This is a genomic window from Campylobacter concisus, assembly GCF_015229955.1.
Classification (GTDB): domain Bacteria; phylum Campylobacterota; class Campylobacteria; order Campylobacterales; family Campylobacteraceae; genus Campylobacter_A; species Campylobacter_A concisus_AT.
The window spans coordinates 221,636-240,218 of record NZ_JAAKYZ010000002.1; the positions used below are offsets into that span (position 1 = coordinate 221,636).

The following is an 18,583-nucleotide window of genomic DNA, read 5'->3' on the forward strand; positions in this document are numbered from 1 at the left end:
TTTAAACTACTCAACTATTTTTCAAAATTTGTTTGAGTGAAATTTTCTTAGTTTGTAAATCGACCTTTTAACAATTTAGTTTATATATGACTTCTCTCTACACAAAAGTCTTACTAATAGAACTTATCCTCTCGCTCCAAGAATTTGCTAGAGAATTTAAATCCCCGCTAGTTGGCTTAAATTTCTCATATTCGTTTGAAGTGGCACTTTCTGCCTTAATGTTCTTTGATCTTGCATACATTAAAAACGTTAGCTCTTTAAGTCTTTCTTTTATGAGTGCTTTTATGCTCTCGTTATCTTTACCCATTTTTTCAAAATCCACAAAGTACTCTTTATGCTCTCCAGTGCTTGATATATCATTTAGTGCAGCACTACTTAGCTTAGTCTTTGCACTATCACTTGGTAGCGGTCTAGAACTGCGTAAAAATCCCATAAAAAGAGCCTCTTTACTATAACCTTCATCTGACTTATAAAAAGAGATATCAGGGTTAAAGCTAAACTCATCACCTGCTTCGCTCATCGTAAAATCAACCTCTTTTACTATGAGCCTAACGCCTGCACTTGAAAGCTCCTTGCTAAGAGTTTTAGCGCTATTTAGATCATCAGTGCTAGAGTAGATGTTTGAGATAGTAGAGTTTGATAGATCTTTTAGCAAATGTCCTTTGGCATCATAGTGAGTACCTTTTGTGCTGTAACCTTTTGGTAGTTTGCTTATATCTGCAAGGGTGTAGCTCTTTTTATAATCGCCTAAAGCAGAGGTCATTTGATCAAATAGTCTGTAGTAGTGCTTTATAGTGTCGGCCATATCGATGTTATCAAAGATCTTTATCTGCTCGTCTTTGCTCTTGATGCGATTTAGCACATGGTTGCGCCCAGAAAATCTACTAAGCTCATCAAGCGTGCTTTTGTGGATTTTAAAGTCCTGTGGCAAGCTGGCTGCTTTGTTAAAATCAGCTCCCATAAACCCAGCTTTATCCACTGTGTAGCCGTAAGCTTGAAGATCACTGAAAATTAAAGAGATGAGGCTGTTTTGTGAAGAAGTGGTATAAGTAAATTTAGCTGGCTCTTGGAGTAATAGAATTAAGGAGAACACTTAATCACTATATTAGTGAAATATGTACTTCTTAATTCTTTTTTATTTAAGAAACTAAGAGAAAGGGGGTAAAAATGAGGAATTATGAAAAGATAACAGCACTCTATGAGAGATTAAGTCGTGATGATGAACTTCAAGGAGAAAGCAATTCTATTGTAAATCAAAAGAAAATCCTTGAAGAATATGCAGGTAAAAATAATTTAAGCAACATCATACATTTTACAGATGATGGAATAAGCGGAACACAGTTTGATAGACCGGGCTTTATGGCAATGATGAACGGAGTTAATCAAGGTAATATAATAGGTTGTATAATCGTAAAAGATATGAGTAGACTTGGCAGAGACTATCTTAAAGTCGGTCAATGTATGGAAATCTTAAGACAAAAGGGAGTTAGGCTCATTGCTATCAATGATAATGTAGATAGCTTTTATAGAGAAGATGATTTTACCCCTTTTAGAAATATTATGAATGAATGGTATACAAGAGATACTTCAAGAAAAATACAATCTACATTCAGGTCAAAGGGGGAAAGCGGAAAGCATACGGCAAGCTCTCCACCTTATGGATATATCAAAGATGAAAAAGACAAAGATAAGTGGATTGTAGATGAAAAAGCAGCGGAGATAGTAAGGAGAATATTCAATCTGACCATGCAAGGCAATGGTCCGTATCGAATAGCAAAGATATTGGAAAGTGAAAAAGTAGATATACCTGCTTACCATCAGCAAAAATTAGGATATGGACTACATCAAAGCAAAGTGTTTGAACATCCTTATCGTTGGTGCAGTTCTACAATTGTAAGTATCTTAAAGAAACAGGAATATTTAGGTCATACTGTAAACTTCAAAACAAGAAAGCATTTCAAGGATAAGAAAAGCAAATATGTATCTGAAGAAAACTGGCTGATATTTGAAAATACCCACGAGGCAATTATAGACCAAGAAACCTTTGATAATGTGCAAAGGATAAGAGGAAATGTAAAAAGGTATCCCGATGGTTGGGGAGAATATCACCCTTTAACTGGGCTTATGTATTATACAGATTGTGGCAGTAAAATGTATGTTCATAGAACAAGTAATTACAAAAATATTCCCTATTACACTTGCAGTGCTTACACGAAAGTACCCTGTGGAACGCTTTGTCCATCTACTCACAGGATAAAAGCGGAAGCAGTCTTAAACCTTATACAGGAAACCTTAAAAGACATTAAAAAATATCTTAATGAAGATCACGAAGCCTTTATCCGTTCCATTTAAAATGAAATGGAAGAAAAGGAAAAAGTAGAGATAGAAAAGAAAAAAATAAGATTAATGGAAAGTAAAAACAGGCTTCAGGAACTTGAACGATTGATGTGCCGTATTTACGAAGATATGATACTTGAAAAAAATACCAAGTAATAGATATGAGATACTTAACAGTCAATATGAAACAGAGCAAATAGCTTTAAGCAAAGAAATTAAAGACTTAGAGTTTGCAATATCAAGATATGAAAAAGAAACAGATAAGGCGAAAAAGTTTATATCTCTAATAAGCCGATATGAAAATTTTGATGAACTTACAACTACAATGATAAATGAGTTTGTAGAAAAGATTATTGTTCATGAAAGGAATAGAAAAGGTAGTCAAACATCAAAGCAAAAAAATAGAGATATATTTTAATTTTATCGGTAACTATGAGCCACCAAAAGAAGAATTGACTGAAGAAGAAGAAAGATTAAAAATTGAGGAAGAAGAGAGAAAAATCAAGGAAAGAAAAGACAGACTTCATCAAAACTACTTAAAGCGTAAAGTAAATGGAAAACAACAGGAATATGAGGAAAGGTATAAGGCAAGGAGAGAACAGAGAAAACAAGAAAAATTAAAGGTTCTGAAAAGGGCAGGTATACAAGTTAATAAGTTAGAAAAAAGAGATTGAAGTTAGTCAATCTCTTTTTTAGTACAGGTATCAAGTACATCAATTATGTTATTTGCAATTGCATGGATAACAGTAACGGCAACAGAATTACCAAACTGTTTGTAACTTTGAGTATCACTTACAGGAATGATATAGTTTTCGGGGAAGCCTTGAAGTCTTGCAGCTTCACGAGGTGTTAGTTTTCGTGGATTTTTTCCTTTTTGCTCAATAAGTATTTCACTCCCGTCTTTATAATATCTTGCAGATAATGTATTTGTATAAGGACTGTTTTCATTGAACAATGTGTAACCAAATCCATTTCCCTTTATTTTATGTTCTTTCTTTCGTCGTTGATGACCTTGCCAAAGTGCATTTGAAATGGTGTATTTAGTATCAACATTTTGCTCTAAAATATTTCCCACAGAAACATCTGGGCAGGGAGGAATTGGAAAAGAAAAATCTTTATAGTTATCTATTTTATCCTTATCAAATCCAACAATGTAAATACGCTCTCTATTTTGTGGAACACCGAAGTCTTTTGCTTTAAGTATAATAGAATGAACATCGTAGTTTAAATCCTTTAATGTTTTTTCTATTGTTTTATAGGTACGACCTTTATCGTGAGATTTTAGGTTTTTGACATTTTCAAGAAGAAATGCCTTAGGTCGTTTCTCTTTAATAATTCTTGCAATTTCAAAAAATAATGTTCCACGAGTATCTTCAAAACCAAGCTTTTTACCGGCTTGACTAAATGCTTGACAAGGAAAACCACCGACAATAATATCATGATTAGGAATATCTTTTTCAGATATTTTTGTAATATCTCCAAAAGGAGTTTCACCAAAATTTGCCTTATATGTTTTTACTGCAAATTTATCAATTTCACTACTGAATACGACATTTGTTTTACCTGTTTGGTAAAATCCAAGCCTTGTACCACCAATTCCGGCAAATAAATCAATGATTTTATAGGGGGCATTTTCATTATTGGGGAAAGGTACTTTTTCAGGAAATGATAAAATATGTTTCAGCTCAATGGACGATGGCTGACTTTCTCCATTTTCCCATCTGCGAATTGTCCTATCTCCGAATTTGGACATACCAACAGCATCAGCTAATTCTTTTTGAGTCATTTGTAATCTGATACGCTTATTTTTTATTAAAATAGCAGGGGAATTATCTATGATTTGTGGTATAATGCTCATATATATTCTCCTTTTTATATATGTTATTTCAAGGACTAACTGTCCTCTATTTGACACTATTGTACCATATAGAAGAAAATTTTTCAAGAAAGGAAAAGAGTTATGGCAAATATTTCTCTTGATGAATATAAAAACTTAGTTAAAGAAAAAAGGAAAGAAGGCTTTAAACAGCCTTATGACTTAGTTTATGATAATTTTATTACATTAGGATACGACAAAGTCCCTAAAGAATTCTTTTTAAGTAATGCAAGTGAAGTTGTTGAAAAACTTAGAAATAGCTGTTGGAGTGAATTTCAGCCATTAGAAAAAGACTTTACTTCAAAAATGCTAAAAGAGTTAGTTGATGATGAGTATATCAAAACTCTTACACCAATAGAGGCAATTACTTGGTTTGTGGAAGAATTTCCGGAACATATATATGCTTTGACTTTGTCAAATACTCAAAGTAGGAGGAGTAGAGCAGGTAAAGAATTTGAAAGTATTATAGAACTCATTTTGATTGGTGCAGGGATTCCACTTGACAGTCAAGGTAATATAGGTAAACAAGAGTTTGTCAATAAAGGTCTTGGTAAATTGGTAGATTTAGTTTCTCCGGGTGTTTTAGAATACATTGTAAATAAGAGAAATACTGTCTTAATTAGTGCAAAAACCACATTAAGAGAAAGATGGCAAGAAGTACCTGAAGAAATGGGAAGAACAGGTGCAAGAGAAATGTTTTTAGCAACTCTTGATACTTCTATTAGCTCTGATGTATTGAACACTCTATATGAGGCTAATATACAAGTTACAACAACAAAAAATATAAAAGAAACATATTATTCCGATAATGAAAGGGTATTAACCTTTGAAAAGTTGGTTGAAATATGTTTAGACAATGTTTCTCATTGGAAAAATTTCAACTACACAGTAGAACAAAATGAGCAAATGATAGAGCTTATCACTAAGCAAATTGAAAAACACCAAAATCATAAATTTGTAGAAGAATATTATGATGAGAGATTAAAAAACATAAAGAAGTAGACAAATTAGAATTTGTCGGTATATCATTAAATCGCATTTTTTCGATTAAACTATGGAATACAAAGGAGCAAATAATCATGAGCGAACAGAGAATCTATTGCATGGACCTTGTAAAAAAAGAGGATCCGGAAAAGGCTGTCAGAACACCGTTTTATCAGACAGAATCTACAGGCGGATCGGTCTGGGTTATCAAACCCGGTCAGACATTGCAAAAGCACTATCACCACAATTCCGACGATATATGGATCGTCCTTCAGGGAGAGGGAATATTCTACCCCCAGCCTAATGAAGAGGTTCCATTCAAGAAAGGCCATGTCATAGTATCGAAGAAAGACTCCTGCCACGGAGCAAAAAATACTGGAGATGAGGATATCATCTTTGTAAGTATAGTAGCACCTGTCCCTTCCGACTATGATCCTATAAACGAGTGACAGGAGAATAAAATTCCCGTTTGACAAAGGATTGTGATTATACTTGAGAAAGAAAAATGTTTATATAACATTGGGATACATAGCTGTATATCTGGTGATATATTGGTGAGAGCAACTTGATTGGTTGGCTATTTACTAATATTTCAACTGGTGAGCATAGTTATTTATATGGTTGGTTGCTCAGTAGTAATCTGTTTTGGTATGCACTTGCGATTTCTGCGCTTCCTTCTCTTTGGGGTAAGTTTAAGTTTTCGGCTGTTACTACGGCGGGATTTATTGTAGGTATTGTAGCAGGCATAATCGTTGAGAAATACAAGAAGTAAGTCAAATTTCAGTTTGTCGAGCTGAATAATACAGATTCAAGACGATAGAAAGTAAAACATCTATCGTCTTTTCTTATGAAAAAAACTTGAAAGGAGATGAAATTTATGGACAATAAAAACAGAATTAGAAAAAGTAAAAGAAAAGATTGAAAGCAAGTAAGAAGAAAAAAAATATGAAAAGAAACTATCTCAGCTTAAAAATCAGGAAAAGAAAATCAGAAAGCAAACGAGCCTTGAAGAAAGAAAAAAGCGAAACCATAGATTGATAGAGCGAGGAGCAATCTTAGAAAGTTTAATTGAGGGAGCAAGCGAGAAAAGTAATGAAGAAATAAAGGCTATTTTGCAAAGAGCATTTCAAAAAGACTAAGAAACGCAAGGACATAGTATAATTGTAATTCCCTTAGATTTTCTAAGGGCGCAATTATACACCCTTTAGGTGTCCTTGCGACCTGCGGTGCTTTTACCCTTGCGGGGAGCAAAGAAAAAAGCCGAAGCATTTTTCCGTATTAAAGGCAAAAGACAACTGAATATAATTCATTCGCTTTTTTATCATCAAGGGTAAAGCACATTCACTATCGCTCACCCTTGACAATAAAAATTTGAAACAGATAGCTTACATTAAGCCGACATACTGAAACAACAAAAGTCGGCTTTTTCTATTGTACCGTTTCAAAACGCTCATTCAGTTTATAGAAAAGCAAAAGTATTTTTAAGACCGACATCTAAAACAACAAAAGAAAAATAAGAAGATGACAAATGCCACATTCCCAAAATGGGAGTGTACCTAAATCAAAGACAGTACTAATCAAAGGGGGTAGTGAAACACGACTTCCTTAAAAGATAAAAGGAGTAACGATTTGTTGCTACATTTTCATAACAAAAGATAGGAGAGAAAAATGGCAGATAAAAGGATGTTTTCAATAAAGATAGTGGATAGCGACTTATTTTTGGATATGCCATTAAGTAGCCAATGCCTGTATTTTCATCTATCTATGAGGGCAGATGATGATGACTTAAAAATTCTAATTACAAAAGGTTTTGTAATTGTCTTTTAAAGAGGGGTTATAGTCATTACCTATTGGAAGATAAATAACTACATCAGAAATGACAGACGAAAAGAAACGATGTATCTTGAAGAAAAGCAAAGTATAACGCAAACGGAAAATGGAGCATATATCAAGGTTGAAAATCTTGGTATACCAAATGACAACCAAGTGTCAACCGTTTGTCCGCATAGTATAGTTAAGGGTAGATTAGATAAGAGGAGAATAGAACAGGTTGCCCCAGTGTCCCTTTATGGAGAGTATCAAAATATTCATTTAACCGATGAAGAATACCAAAATCTAAAAGATAGGCTGAAAGGTCATACAGATACAATGACTGAAAAGCTATTAAGATATATCAAAAGTAAAGGCACAGACTACAAAGACCACTATGTAACAATCCTTAATTGGTATGAATTGGTATGAACAGGATAAAGAAAAGCTATCACAGAAAAATAATCAAAATAAAAGCCATAGAACCTATTCAACCAACTATGAAGACAGCGACAGCCTATAAAAGGTGTTTTTAAGGGTTTAATCATAAAAGAGGTGTCAGACTATGGTTAAGATAAAAATAAGCCTTAAAACGCATTATAGAGCCTGATGTAGAAAAGGAGACTAAAATTATGAATGATAAAGAAAATATGATTACTACAAAAATTCAAGGGACAGATTTTATCTACAACAAAGATACTCACTATGAAGAGGACGGACATATCTATTGCAAGATTTGTAATGAAAGAATAGACGGTAAGGTAATTCCGATGTTGGATAAGCCTATGATTATCAGAACGGCTTGTAAATGTGATAGAGATAGAGCTGAACAAGAAAAAACTGTTAAAACAAGATAGGTTAAGACAAAGCTGCTTTATATCCAAAAATCAAATAGCCTACACCTTTAAAAATGCCGATGAAGATACAGATAAGGAAATCATCAAAAAAGCAAAGAACTATGTAAAACATTTTGAAGAAATGAGAAAAGATAATGTTGGACTGTTACTTTACGGAAATGTAGGAAGTGGCAAGACCTATGTAGCTTGTGCTATTGCCAACGCTATAATTACAGAATATAGCCATATAGCCATACAGTAAAAAAGAGGAACTTTGCACAGATATTAAACGACTTACAAAAAGGCGGCTTTAATCTTGATATAAACGAATATATCGAACAGATAACAAGCCCTACCCTACTAATTCTTGATGATTTTGGAATAGAGAGAAACACAGAATATGCCTTAGAGCAAATTTACAATGTAATCAATGCAAGATACCTAAAGGCAAGACCAACCATTATAACTACTAACCTTAATTTCAAAGATATAGAAAAAGAACAGGAAGATATAATGCTTGGCAGGATTTATTCAAGGATAATCGAGATGTGTTTACCTTTTAGGATAACGGGACTTGATAGAAGAAAAATACAGAACAAAGAAAAGCTGAAGAAAGCACAAAACTTAATAGATGAATGAGAGCGATTGGAAAAGTAAAAAATTCTAATCGCTTTTTAATTGCAAGGAAAGGAATGATGATATGCAAAAAATAATACAGGAACAAAAACAATAAAGAAGATCGGAAAAACTGCCTATGAAGTTGTTGTACATTTTAATAAAAATGCTACTGAAACAATGCAAGACAAATTGAAACACATAATGCTTAGAGAAATTGAGAGTGAAAAACATCAAAAAAAATGATAAAAATGATTAGAAAGTCCTTGACAAGTTGTTACAGGTTTGGCTCGCTAATCTTTTTTTGGTCTTTTGGTTAAAAATATCACTAAAATTTGCAGACCTGCCTTGTTTGTGTTGTTGCTTGGTGTATGAATTTATATTGGTGCTTAAGATGCTAATATCATTCATGGTTTGCCTCCTAGCTTCTTGCTTGATACCAAGCAAAACGTATTCCAACCCGCAAAAATAAAAAATCAATCAATATAAATAATACCTATGGACAAAATTTATTAATTTAAAGCCTAATATCAAAAATCAATAAAAGATGCAAAATTACTTTTTTAGATTCTTATTTTTTAAGTTTTAATTAAAGTAATCATAAAATAATTGACTATCCAAATTTATCAGTCAAAATAAACAAGTGACAAATATGCCAACCACAAAAATTACAAAAATTTACTTTTACTAAGTCATTCTTTGGTGGGACTGGTTTAATTCCAGTATGCGCCAAAATTCAATTCAGATATTAGGGCGAGCATACTCTATGTAGCTACAAAATGTTACCATTTGTAGCTACATAGAGGCTCGCAAGGAGAGCTTGCCGCTCCCTTGACCCACGCTAAAAAATATTTTCTTAATTAAAAATGGCCATGCAGGATAGGCTATTTTTAATAAAATATTAAGTTTACTAAGGTAGCCATAAGTATAAAAAATAATTAGACTAAATTATTTTTTGTGGTCTCCAAAATATATTTTAGTAGATTTTTAAAATGGCAGTGTAATAAATATAGTTTTGGAAGTGATAAATGAGATGATTATGCAATAAACTTAATAGAGTCTCTATATTTAAAACATATCTAGACTTTGAGTCTTTTCATTGCATACATCACCCATATGGTGATTTATGCTGGCTTTCTGGGTGTATTCACGCTCCTCTATAAATTCTCTACATATTCTTGCAGCCTCTTGTACTCTATCTGTAAGCTCTCGTATTCTTCTCTCAAATTTTGGAATTCTCTTTCTGAATTTTCTAATTTTTCTTTCAAACGAGATATTGAACTCTCGTACATATCTCTTTGTTGTTGCAAAGATTCCGTTAAGGCGTCGTTGCAATCTTTGTTCAAGCTCTTGACTTTCTTTGTTAGCTCTGTCACATTTGTCCGTAATATCACAAGCTCCTTCTCGCAGTCTTGTTGCAAATTCATTATTTCTAATTCGTGCTTGTTCCTTTCGTCTTCGATCCTCTTCGTCAAGCGCTCGTTCTCTTCTAGTAATGCTTTCTCTAATGCTGTCATCCTCTACTCCATTTTCATTAGTATAAATTTCCTGCTCTCGTTCTCTATTATCTCTTCGTCTTTTGGAATCGATATGTAATACTCTCTCTGGGTCTTGTCCGCAGCAGGTCGGCTGTATCTCCATTGTTTTGGTATCGTCCAAACCATTTCGTTCTCTAACTTCTTCTCTTTTACCATCCAGCCAGCCACTGCTCCCAATATTAGTGCGATAGCCGTTGATAGTAAGATTATCACCAATCTGTCCTTGCGGTGTAGGGATATTGCTTTTTGAAGTTCTTTCGATATATCTTTCTTGATTAAATCTATCTCTTTTAGCAATAAGCTCCTCAAGTTTTCGCCTATTTTCTCTACACTCTTTTTGTGTATTTCTATCATGGAATTCTCTAATTCTTCTGCTTGAGCTTTCGCTGAGCTCTCTAAGTTTTTGAGTACCTGTGAAGTCTGCATCGTATATTCCTCCTTTTAGACGATTTTTTGTTTTTTTAGTAGGCAGTATGATTGTTATACCTTTTTTATTGATTCTGGTTATTTCGATACCACTTTGTGTAAGAAGTTCAATCATGTGATTTCTATTTTTAATAGAGCCTTGCTTAACCAGATCGTGCAGTTTTTGGTCGAGATCTTCTAAATTTTTATAATGCTTGATGTTTTTCTTGCTAGACAATATAGTTTGCTCTTTTGCTGGATCATCTGGACTTGATAATCCATACTCATCGTTAATAATCCTTTTAATTAGATCTATTCTAGTTTGATCATATTTGGCAAAATATGGATTAAATGATTTTCCTGTTTTAAGATCGATCTTGGGAACCAGGAAATTTAACTCAAGCCGACCATCCTTGTCCGAATGCTCTACCCATAATACATTTGTCCTCTCAAGCATATATTCGCCCAAAAGAGCACATTCAAAATCCTTAATGATCTTTAGTTTTTGTTCTTCAGTTAAAAAGTCATACTTTTCTTCAAATGATAAAACACCAAAACAGGTCTTTTGTTTATAAGTGATGCCTTTTATAATAGCTCTAGTTAAATTTTCATCACCTTTTATAACTCTTGCTGTTCCAGCAGCCTTTCTCTCATTTAAAAGATAATTTATGCTCCCAAGGCCACCACCAGTATAAGTACGAAGAAATTTAACTAGCATCATTAGTGCCTTTATTTGTATTGATGCAATGTAAATCAAGCGACATATTATTTACCCAATGCTTCATATACTTTATGTAAGACATCATTATCGTCCGCTATGATCTCAATACCAACTCTATCTAGGCTTTCTCCGCTATTTAGTTTGGTGGCTATTTGGTTTATGTTTTGTCCATGTCTAGATAGTTCAGTTAAAAGCTCCCTCTTGATTGGTGCATGAATCTGCTTAGATAACATAGCTCTTAGGGCAAATTTTGAGAAAGTCAGACCACTTTCTTTTAATTTGCCATTAATTACCGACCATTCTGTATTACTTAGCCTAAGTCTTTTAGTTATGACTTTGGTTACCTCGCGCTTTTTTGTCTTTTCAGAACTCACGTAAATTTTCTCCTAATCTAAAAAAGAAGCCACTCAAAAATCTTATGTCATAAAAATTTTTGGCAGACTTGTTCTTTAAATATCTTTTAAGATTATTTTATAAAAATTTACAGTCTAAAACAAGGAATTAGGTAGGCTTCAGCCCCCTAAAATGCGTATTTTTTAAAAATACTATGAAATATATAATATAATTTTTGTAGCTTTTAAATTTTCTCTTAGAAATTTAGTCCAGTATGAAATTAAGAAAATAAAATAATAAATTTATAGGGGTTATGCTCATAACAAAATAGCGCTTTAAATAGGACAAGCTAGTAACATGAAATTAGTTACTAGCAAATCACAGATGACTAAAAGTCTAGCTTTATGCTTGGTTAAATTTATTCTTTAGTATCTCGTATACTTCGTTGTTCTCTCTTTTGCCAACAACTAGCACAAGCACTACGATCTCGCTATCTTTTACTTGATATGCCAAGCGGTAGCCGACATCTCTTAGCTTGATCTTATAGACATCTCCATAGCCTCGTAGCTTGTCCTTTGCAACCTTTGGGTTTTCTAGACGCTCACTTAGCTTCTTTTTAAACTGCACTTTTATGCTATTGTCAAGCTTTTGCCACTCTTTTAAAGCACTTGGCAAGAACTCTAACTCATAGCTCATCTAGGCTTACTTTTACTGGTTTTTCACCACTTGCTAAAGCAGCGTCTACTGCTTTACTTAGATGATACTCTTCTATTATCTCTGTCATCTTTTCATAGACAGCACTAGGTACTAGATAGGCACTAGGGACATTGTGATTTAGTATAGCTACGACATTATCTCCAGCTTGTTTTAAAATTTGAGCTGGGGACTTTTTTAGCTCGCTTATACTAGCTGTGAAATTTGCTTGTATGGTTTGCATTTTTATCCTTTATTTAATACCTAAAATAATACTAAATAAGATATAAGAATAGTCTTAAAACTCATGCTTTAAAATTTACTCCTATTCATTATCATACGATACCATCTCTACTTTAGACCTTAGCGTATTGGCATTAATAGGTTTAGCATAGGTGTTTAGCAAAATTTTATACTGCTTCTCATGCCCTACTATCTGAGCTATAAGGTTGGCTTCGACTTCACGTTGCACTAGATAGTCTATAAAGTAGTGCCTAAAAGAGTAGAAGGTCTTTTTAGAGTCTTTATCTATAAACTTTCTTTGGATCTGGCTTCTAAAAATTTCAGAGAAGTCCTTATTGCTTACCTTAAATATGTTTCCATTTTTCTTACTATTAACATATTCTAGCAAACCTAGATCTATGAGCTTACTATGGATAGGCACAAATCTAATGCTATTTTTAGTCTTTGTCGTTTTACCATCATTTGTGTTTATGTTAAAGCAGTAAATTCCATCTTTTAAGACTATATCCTCCTTGTGAAGCTGTGTGATCTCTTTTATCCTCATGCCACTATAAGCAGCTATCATTGTGACGTAGTAGAGCTCACTAGCCTCTATCCTTGAACTTGGTGATTTACCACTTTGTTTGATGTTCGTTACTATCTCAAAGATCTTCCTAGCTTCTGATGCTTCGTATGGAAGCACTGCCCTCTCGCTAGGGTCTATGTCTATCTTGACGTTCATTTTTGCAGTTATGCTTTTACCTATATAGCCGCTATCAAAGCAGTAGTTAAAAAACTGAATAACCCTTATCATATATTTTTGGATAGTAGGCTCAGAGAGTTTGTCGTCCTTTTCTCCTAGCTTAAGTATTTGAGATAAACTTTTATCTTTATACCTACTCTTTTGAGCTAGCTTAGTTGGAATTTTATAAAGAAGATCTCTAAATTCAAGCAAGTTATCTCTCGTGATCCTATAAACTGGCGTATCTTCGTTAAAGTATAAAAATAAGAGCTTTTTTATGCCAGTAACTAATCTTTGCGTATCTGGCGACCACTTGTCAGCTCTTTTAGTGTTTGTCTCAAATATCTCGAATGCATCCTTTAAGCTCTTTTGATCTTCTAAATTTAAAGCTGAGAATTGATTGCTAGAGCCAGATGTTGCTTGCAGTACTTGCCTGATCTCATACTCTTTGGTTATTTTGGCACTAGGATTAAAAATACTAAAGCTACTATCGTCATCTAATTTTATCTTGATATTTTTTGGTGGATTTGGATCCAATATAATATCTTCCATGCTTCTATCGCTATTCTTTGTTCTTACTAGCTTTAAATTTGAAGTTGAGCCATACTTTTGATCTAGTATGGCATAAATCGTCTCGCTAATCCTCTGAGCCATAGCCTTAAGCTGCCCATCAGTAATGGGCAAACAACCACTATCTTCAAGCTCTTTTATATTTTCTTGAAATGAAGCTATGTCCTTAGCATCAAACGAACTAGGTTTGGCATGTTTGGCTAAGTTATCACTAGAATCATCTTCAAGGAAACAGTGCTCACGCTTGTCATCAAATAGCACACTGCTCTTCTCAAGCTTTGATACAAGATAGTTAAGTGTTAGTATGTTTTTCTCTAAAAGAGTTTGCCCTATATTCTCTTTATCCTTGCTACCAAGAGCGCCAGCGGTGTTAGTGATATTGCTTATATCCTTAATTAAAATTTGAGGTAGATTGCCATCTATCAAACTTTGTTTAAAGTAGTCATTGAGCGCATTTAGAAATTCTACATCCATCTTCTTATTAAGAAGAGAGTGCTCTTTAATACTCTTGTTAAGCTTTACTTTCATAAACGAATTTACAAAAGATTGGATTATGTTATCACTAAGATTCATGTGAACTGCCCTTTTTATCAGGTAAAGATTATTATCTAGAATTTTAGCCCTTTTTCTGGCTTTTTCCAAGAGATTAGTGGATGTGGAGAAGCAAATTTCTCGCTTTTCGTTAAAAAATTTTCTAATGCTTGGAGCAAGTGTGGCTCGGTAGTAATATATACCGTTTCGCTCTCTTAAGTGTTGTCCCATATTTAATAATCAACCGGTCAAAAATGGAACAGTTTTATGTAATGACTAAGTAAAAAATCGTCTAAAGTGCGTATTTCAGGCTTTTGTGAGCTCATATAAAAAATCCTCATAAGCCGGAGGTCGGGAGTTCAAGTCTCCCCCGTGACACCAAAACATCCTATTTTAGGCACTAGCAGTGATGCTTTTGTTCTTTACCTTTCTTTAAAATTTCCTTTAAGAGTGGAACACGTAGTTACTAAAGTGGGACAGTCTCTTAAAAATTCCAATGATTATAAAGCCATCACCCTTTTAATACCATAAAAATAAATTTGTTTTAAATTCTTGCTTCTAGTTTTTATTTTAGGTCACCTTTAAAATACCCCAAGGAATATCCAGCTACTGCCAACTGTTAAGCTTCAGTAGGCTTAACAGTAAAGATGAAGAGCTTCATAGTAGAGCCTTTGTAAAAAATTTACTTAAAGGTTTTCAAGAAAGCTTTGAGAAAGACAATACCGCACAGCCTTATGTACAAAAAATGAAAGAGGATATAATGACGAAAAAATAAAAGGTTATACGAGTTTGCAAACCGGTGCTAGTTATATAAATTTCAAAAACATACACCGATATGAAAGATCTAGTAAAAACCATAACTCATAAAAACCAAAGATCGATGGATATACAAGATCATAGGGATATAAATAAAAATAGAGACGATGATACCAAATACGCGTCAAATTTCTCAAACTTTGCGAGAAGTAAAGCATTCAATTGGGGCAATATCAAAACAATGGAGAGATTTTTTAAATACAAAATCAATAAATAGGGAAGATAAATTATTAAATAATATGATAGAAAATGGTGGAAATATTTTTAGACATACAATTTTTCAAGGAGTAAATTATGAACTTCGCAATACGATAAAAGACAATACTATCGGCGGTAGTGGTAATGAATGATTTTTTAATGTTCTCTGGCGAGAATTTCAATATAAAATCGTAGATTTAATCGTATATTTAGCCAATCATCACCCATTAGTTGCTTGGATTATCTTATATTTTTTGGGTTTGCTTGTACTATACTTTTGTTTTAAGTTTATTCGCCATTGTTATATAATCTATAATAAATCTAAAAATATAAAAATTTTAAAAATAGGTATATTATTTTTTATTCCTATTGTTATTGTTTTTTACTTTCTTGTTAAATTCATAATTTACAAATCAAATGGATATTTAGTTTATTTTTGCATCTTTTCGTGGATTTCTACTATTAGCGTGATTTTTTGGGCTTTGCGACCTAAAAAATTTATATCAGATAAACCACAAAATAGAAACCCTAAAAAACAAAAGAAGCAAAAAGTTAAAGTTTGAAAAAAGTAAGAATTCGTTAAATTTTACAAATGTAAAATTTAAAAATAAATAAAGCAGCGGTGATAAATAGAAATTTTAAAAATATCTCTAAAATTAGGAATGACTGAAAGAATAAACGAAAAACTATTAGCCAATACTCCAAAAGGAGGAAAGCCAGGTAGCGACGGTATATTAAGACATAACGGCAAAGAGTATTTAGTTCATAGTATGGATATAACGGGAAATAAAGTGATATATCAACAATTAGGTAAAAATAATCAACCGGTAGAGGTTTATAAAATTACTAACGATAAAGGTTATTTAGTGACAGCTTCTAAACCAAAGCTCTCTGCTTCGCAAAGCAGTCCTAGTACTTTAATAAAAGACGTAACAAAAGATATTAAATTTTATGATAGCTCAAAAACCCCGGGTATAGTAGCGGGTGGCACTATAGGCATAGGCATAGATATTGGATCGCAGTATATAAATAACGGCTATAGTTTTAAGGTGCATATGGCGGAGCTGCTAGCAGTTTATTCTCAGCAATAGTCAGAGGCGCTTTTGTTAACTCATCTACCGAGCTATACTCTCAGCTTAAAGGTAGATCAAAAGATCTAGATGCAGAGAGAGTGGTCGGAAAAGGTTTTGCTGTTGGAACTTTTGGTACATTCGGCAATATAGTAGGAAATTTTGGTAAAAATATAAAAGTTGGCGATAGAGATTTACATACCGTGGCTGAAGCTGAGGCAAGTATATTTACTGGAATAACACAGGTGGCTGTAGATAGTATGAGCAGCGAAGATAATAAAAATAACAAAGACGATAAAAAAGAATGAGAACTGATATAAAAGTTTTGTTTAAGAACATTAATTTTAAAATGAGCATCATCTAAATTTTTAGATATAATTACGCAAAAATAATATTATTAAAATCAGGTAAAGGAACTCATGAAAAAAATATTTAAATTTCTATCTTTTTTAGTATTTATGCTATTTCTTACAGGATGTGCAAAAGATCTTATTATAAGCAATATGCCAAATTCAAATTTGAACTATCATGGCGATAATGTTCCTATAACTATCATAGCTTATAAATTAAGAGATGTGGCTAAATTTAAAGAAGCTAGCATTATCGATCTAGCCGAGAGAAATGGTGAAATACTAGGTTATGACAAGATTGACTCTATAAAAACACAAATTCAGCCAAATACAAATAGATATGCTTTTACAAATGTATATCCTGACGAGGTTCCGTATGTTGGTATTTTGGTACTTTATGCTGATCAGAGCAAGACAAATATCAAGGCTTACAAAGCTACAAAAGAGATAAAAGAAAAAAATATAGTTTTTGAAATAACAAAAAATGGCGTAAATGTTTTAGACGCTAGTAGCTCTAAAATACAAGCAAGCAAATAAAATGTCTGAAAAGCTAAAAGTCGTTTGGTATAACGGAATGAACGTTGATAAGGTTCATTTCGAGCAACAAGAAAGATATTTTGAGAGAAATTTAAACCTAAAAACCATCTCTTCTTTTTCAAATTTATATGGTGTTTTAGATTTAGAAATTTCAAGCGATCTTTTGCTTCAAGGTAAAATAGGGCTAACTAAAATTTCTTGTATCTCTCAAGATGGTACGATTTTTAACGCGCCAGATCAAGATGAATTACCAGAGCCACTTGAGATAAGCCCAAGTGAACTAAACTCAGCCATTATAGTATTAAAACTACCTATTAGCTCAGGTTTGGTCGATATTAGCTTGCAAAATAATTTACCAAATTTAAAATTTACAGCCAAGCAAGCACTTATTAGCTCAAGAGTGCATGATGAAGCTAGCAACGATATATTAAACGAGCTAGATGATAAAAATGATTTTGAGCTATCTTCGGCCTTTACACAAGATAAAGAAAATCTAATCCTAGCAAGCCAAAGATCATCTCTTGGAGTATTTGGCTCAAAGATGCCTTACGAGCTTAGCATACCAATTTGTAAAATAAAAAATATAGACCTAAATAAGCAAATAACACTTGACGAAAAATTTATTCCAACTTGTATTAACATCAGTAAAAATACCTTCATAACAAATTTTATAGAGGAGCTTAGCTTTGCTACAAAGCAACATCAAGAGAGTTATTTTGGGTTGCTAGGAGGTGTTGATCAAGCTAAAAATAGACTTGATTTTTCAACATATTTGACATTAAATATGCTAAAAAAATGGCATTTAATATTCTCTTATTTGTTAAAGAAAGATAAATTTCACCCAGAGTATTTGTATGAAAAATTAGTTGATTTTCAGGCTGATCTGTTGGCACTTAGTCAAGATAGTAGTTTTAGCGAATTTATAGCCTACGATCACAATAATCTAACTCAAACATTTGTGCCTTTGATAAATAATCTAAGACTTTTATTCTCACATATCTTATCTCCAAAATATATAATGGCACAGATTGTTAAAAATAATCACGGCTTTTATGACTGTATTTTTGATAATCCAAGTATTATTGAAAACTCAGAAATTTATTTTGCTATTCACAGCGATACGAAAAATGAGTATCTTCTTAAAAATTTCAAAGAGCAGTGCAAAATCCATACTCAATCAAATATAAAAGGCATAGTATCTTCACAGCTAAGAGGTATAAACGTAGAGCAAATTTCTGTTGTTCCTAGCACTTTACCAAAGTTAAACGATTATATCTATTATAAGATAGACAAAAAAGATGAAATTTTTAAAAGCTTTGCAAATCAAAATGTGATTAGCGTTTATATAACGGCAAATTTACCGAATGCTGACATTAAAATGTGGGCTTTATTATAAGGAT

General features: G+C 32.9%; 22 protein-coding genes and 1 pseudogene. 16 read left to right on the plus strand and 7 right to left on the minus strand.

Annotated elements, in window-relative coordinates; genetic code table 11:
• Positions 1-97 precede the first annotated feature (97 nt).
• Entirely contained in the window at positions 98-1,093 is a 996-nt protein-coding gene (locus G6W45_RS05430) for a Cj0814 family flagellar-dependent secreted protein (RefSeq protein WP_430746636.1), read from the minus strand.
• A gap of 74 nt (positions 1,094-1,167) precedes the next feature.
• On the opposite strand from G6W45_RS05430, the gene G6W45_RS10075 reads away from it, so the two are divergent.
• The 3 genes from G6W45_RS10075 to G6W45_RS10085 all read left to right on the plus strand — a co-directional run bounded on the left by G6W45_RS10075 (position 1,168) and on the right by G6W45_RS10085 (position 3,011).
• Complete coding sequence (locus G6W45_RS10075) at positions 1,168-2,352, plus strand: recombinase family protein (protein ID WP_194167776.1); 1,185 nt, start codon at positions 1,168-1,170, stop codon at positions 2,350-2,352.
• A 121-nt stretch (positions 2,353-2,473) separates the two neighbouring features.
• Complete coding sequence (locus G6W45_RS10080) at positions 2,474-2,755, plus strand: DUF4368 domain-containing protein (protein ID WP_430746637.1); 282 nt, start codon at positions 2,474-2,476, stop codon at positions 2,753-2,755.
• Positions 2,697-3,011, plus strand: a complete 315-nt coding sequence (locus G6W45_RS10085) for a hypothetical protein (protein ID WP_009295470.1) — start codon at positions 2,697-2,699, stop codon at positions 3,009-3,011. Before G6W45_RS10080 ends, G6W45_RS10085 begins: the two co-directional genes overlap by 59 nt.
• 2 nt (positions 3,012-3,013) lie before the next feature.
• On the opposite strand, the gene dcm is transcribed toward G6W45_RS10085, so the two are convergent.
• Entirely contained in the window at positions 3,014-4,195 is a 1,182-nt protein-coding gene (gene dcm / locus G6W45_RS05450) for a DNA (cytosine-5-)-methyltransferase (RefSeq protein WP_194167777.1), read from the minus strand.
• 102 nt (positions 4,196-4,297) lie between these two features.
• On the opposite strand from dcm, the gene G6W45_RS05455 reads away from it, so the two are divergent.
• The 8 genes and pseudogenes from G6W45_RS05455 to G6W45_RS05480 all read left to right on the plus strand — a co-directional run bounded on the left by G6W45_RS05455 (position 4,298) and on the right by G6W45_RS05480 (position 8,703).
• Entirely contained in the window at positions 4,298-5,215 is a 918-nt protein-coding gene (locus G6W45_RS05455) for a type II restriction endonuclease (RefSeq protein ID WP_009495139.1), read from the plus strand.
• Between the two features lie 77 nt (positions 5,216-5,292).
• Positions 5,293-5,646 (plus strand): cupin domain-containing protein, encoded by a 354-nt coding sequence (locus G6W45_RS05460; protein WP_009295467.1) that lies wholly within the window; start codon positions 5,293-5,295, stop codon positions 5,644-5,646.
• Positions 5,647-6,147: 501 nt separating this feature from the next.
• Positions 6,148-6,336 (plus strand): annotated as a pseudogene (locus G6W45_RS09825) (DUF3847 domain-containing protein); the annotation flags it as partial.
• A gap of 757 nt (positions 6,337-7,093) precedes the next feature.
• Positions 7,094-7,438, plus strand: coding sequence for a hypothetical protein (locus tag G6W45_RS09655; RefSeq protein WP_196780145.1), 345 nt, complete (start codon positions 7,094-7,096; stop codon positions 7,436-7,438).
• Between the two features lie 200 nt (positions 7,439-7,638).
• Entirely contained in the window at positions 7,639-7,863 is a 225-nt protein-coding gene (locus tag G6W45_RS10090; protein WP_009295464.1) for a hypothetical protein, read from the plus strand.
• Positions 7,817-8,104, plus strand: coding sequence for a P-loop NTPase family protein (locus tag G6W45_RS10095; protein ID WP_242039070.1), 288 nt, complete (start codon positions 7,817-7,819; stop codon positions 8,102-8,104). The genes G6W45_RS10090 and G6W45_RS10095 overlap by 47 nt, the downstream gene beginning before the upstream one ends.
• Positions 8,105-8,124: 20 nt before the next feature.
• Positions 8,125-8,481 carry an ATP-binding protein gene (locus G6W45_RS10100; RefSeq protein WP_430746638.1) on the plus strand — a complete coding sequence of 119 codons (357 nt, stop codon included), beginning with the start codon at positions 8,125-8,127 and terminating at the stop codon, positions 8,479-8,481.
• A gap of 99 nt (positions 8,482-8,580) precedes the next feature.
• Positions 8,581-8,703 (plus strand): transposon-encoded TnpW family protein, encoded by a 123-nt coding sequence (locus G6W45_RS05480; protein WP_346265364.1) that lies wholly within the window; start codon positions 8,581-8,583, stop codon positions 8,701-8,703.
• Positions 8,704-9,525: 822 nt separating this feature from the next.
• On the opposite strand, the gene G6W45_RS05485 is transcribed toward G6W45_RS05480, so the two are convergent.
• From G6W45_RS05485 to G6W45_RS05505, 5 genes are all read right to left on the minus strand, one after another.
• The gene (locus tag G6W45_RS05485) at positions 9,526-11,121 is read right to left on the minus strand and encodes a relaxase family protein (protein ID WP_242039071.1); all 1,596 of its coding nucleotides are present in this window, start codon (positions 11,119-11,121) and stop codon (positions 9,526-9,528) included.
• A gap of 44 nt (positions 11,122-11,165) precedes the next feature.
• Complete coding sequence (locus tag G6W45_RS05490; RefSeq protein ID WP_194167778.1) at positions 11,166-11,495, minus strand: plasmid mobilization protein; 330 nt, start codon at positions 11,493-11,495, stop codon at positions 11,166-11,168.
• Between the two features lie 361 nt (positions 11,496-11,856).
• Entirely contained in the window at positions 11,857-12,150 is a 294-nt protein-coding gene (locus G6W45_RS05495) for a type II toxin-antitoxin system RelE family toxin (protein WP_194167779.1), read from the minus strand.
• Entirely contained in the window at positions 12,140-12,391 is a 252-nt protein-coding gene (locus tag G6W45_RS05500) for a type II toxin-antitoxin system Phd/YefM family antitoxin (RefSeq protein WP_021084988.1), read from the minus strand. Before G6W45_RS05500 ends, G6W45_RS05495 begins: the two co-directional genes overlap by 11 nt.
• Positions 12,392-12,472: 81 nt before the next feature.
• The gene (locus tag G6W45_RS05505) at positions 12,473-14,254 is read right to left on the minus strand and encodes a site-specific integrase (RefSeq protein WP_194167780.1); all 1,782 of its coding nucleotides are present in this window, start codon (positions 14,252-14,254) and stop codon (positions 12,473-12,475) included.
• 881 nt (positions 14,255-15,135) lie between these two features.
• Here G6W45_RS05505 and G6W45_RS05510 point away from each other — a divergent pair.
• The 5 genes from G6W45_RS05510 to tssK all read left to right on the plus strand — a co-directional run bounded on the left by G6W45_RS05510 (position 15,136) and on the right by tssK (position 18,579).
• Complete coding sequence (locus G6W45_RS05510; protein ID WP_194167781.1) at positions 15,136-15,378, plus strand: hypothetical protein; 243 nt, start codon at positions 15,136-15,138, stop codon at positions 15,376-15,378.
• A 510-nt stretch (positions 15,379-15,888) separates the two neighbouring features.
• Complete coding sequence (locus tag G6W45_RS05515; RefSeq protein WP_194167782.1) at positions 15,889-16,317, plus strand: hypothetical protein; 429 nt, start codon at positions 15,889-15,891, stop codon at positions 16,315-16,317.
• An 80-nt stretch (positions 16,318-16,397) separates the two neighbouring features.
• On the plus strand, positions 16,398-16,604 hold the full coding sequence (locus G6W45_RS05520; protein ID WP_194167783.1) for a hypothetical protein: 207 nt from the start codon (positions 16,398-16,400) through the stop codon (positions 16,602-16,604).
• A 111-nt stretch (positions 16,605-16,715) separates the two neighbouring features.
• Positions 16,716-17,183: a type VI secretion system lipoprotein TssJ gene (gene tssJ / locus G6W45_RS05525; protein ID WP_054195914.1), complete on the plus strand. Its 468-nt coding sequence runs from the start codon at positions 16,716-16,718 to the stop codon at positions 17,181-17,183.
• A gap of 1 nt (position 17,184) precedes the next feature.
• Positions 17,185-18,579 (plus strand): type VI secretion system baseplate subunit TssK, encoded by a 1,395-nt coding sequence (gene tssK / locus G6W45_RS05530; RefSeq protein WP_194167784.1) that lies wholly within the window; start codon positions 17,185-17,187, stop codon positions 18,577-18,579.
• Positions 18,580-18,583 lie beyond the last annotated feature (4 nt).

Excerpts from the sequence above, each read along its gene's own strand:
- G6W45_RS05495 (WP_194167779.1), bottom strand. The coding sequence starts at position 12,150 with ATGAGCTATGAGTTAGAGTTCTTGCCAAGTGCTTTAAAAGAGTGGCAA.
- G6W45_RS05505 (WP_194167780.1), bottom strand. The coding sequence starts at position 14,254 with ATGAATCTTAGTGATAACATAATCCAATCTTTTGTAAATTCGTTTATG.
- G6W45_RS05455 (WP_009495139.1), top strand. The coding sequence starts at position 4,298 with ATGGCAAATATTTCTCTTGATGAATATAAAAACTTAGTTAAAGAAAAA.
- tssJ (WP_054195914.1), top strand. The coding sequence starts at position 16,716 with ATGAAAAAAATATTTAAATTTCTATCTTTTTTAGTATTTATGCTATTT.
- G6W45_RS05485 (WP_242039071.1), bottom strand. The coding sequence starts at position 11,121 with ATGATGCTAGTTAAATTTCTTCGTACTTATACTGGTGGTGGCCTTGGG.
- G6W45_RS05515 (WP_194167782.1), top strand. The coding sequence starts at position 15,889 with ATGACTGAAAGAATAAACGAAAAACTATTAGCCAATACTCCAAAAGGA.
- G6W45_RS10075 (WP_194167776.1), top strand. The coding sequence starts at position 1,168 with ATGAGGAATTATGAAAAGATAACAGCACTCTATGAGAGATTAAGTCGT.
- tssK (WP_194167784.1), top strand. The coding sequence starts at position 17,185 with ATGTCTGAAAAGCTAAAAGTCGTTTGGTATAACGGAATGAACGTTGAT.
- G6W45_RS10090 (WP_009295464.1), top strand. The coding sequence starts at position 7,639 with ATGAATGATAAAGAAAATATGATTACTACAAAAATTCAAGGGACAGAT.
- G6W45_RS05460 (WP_009295467.1), top strand. The coding sequence starts at position 5,293 with ATGAGCGAACAGAGAATCTATTGCATGGACCTTGTAAAAAAAGAGGAT.
- G6W45_RS05510 (WP_194167781.1), top strand. The coding sequence starts at position 15,136 with ATGATACCAAATACGCGTCAAATTTCTCAAACTTTGCGAGAAGTAAAG.
- G6W45_RS10085 (WP_009295470.1), top strand. The coding sequence starts at position 2,697 with ATGAAAGGAATAGAAAAGGTAGTCAAACATCAAAGCAAAAAAATAGAG.
- G6W45_RS05500 (WP_021084988.1), bottom strand. The coding sequence starts at position 12,391 with ATGCAAACCATACAAGCAAATTTCACAGCTAGTATAAGCGAGCTAAAA.
- G6W45_RS09655 (WP_196780145.1), top strand. The coding sequence starts at position 7,094 with ATGTATCTTGAAGAAAAGCAAAGTATAACGCAAACGGAAAATGGAGCA.
- dcm (WP_194167777.1), bottom strand. The coding sequence starts at position 4,195 with ATGAGCATTATACCACAAATCATAGATAATTCCCCTGCTATTTTAATA.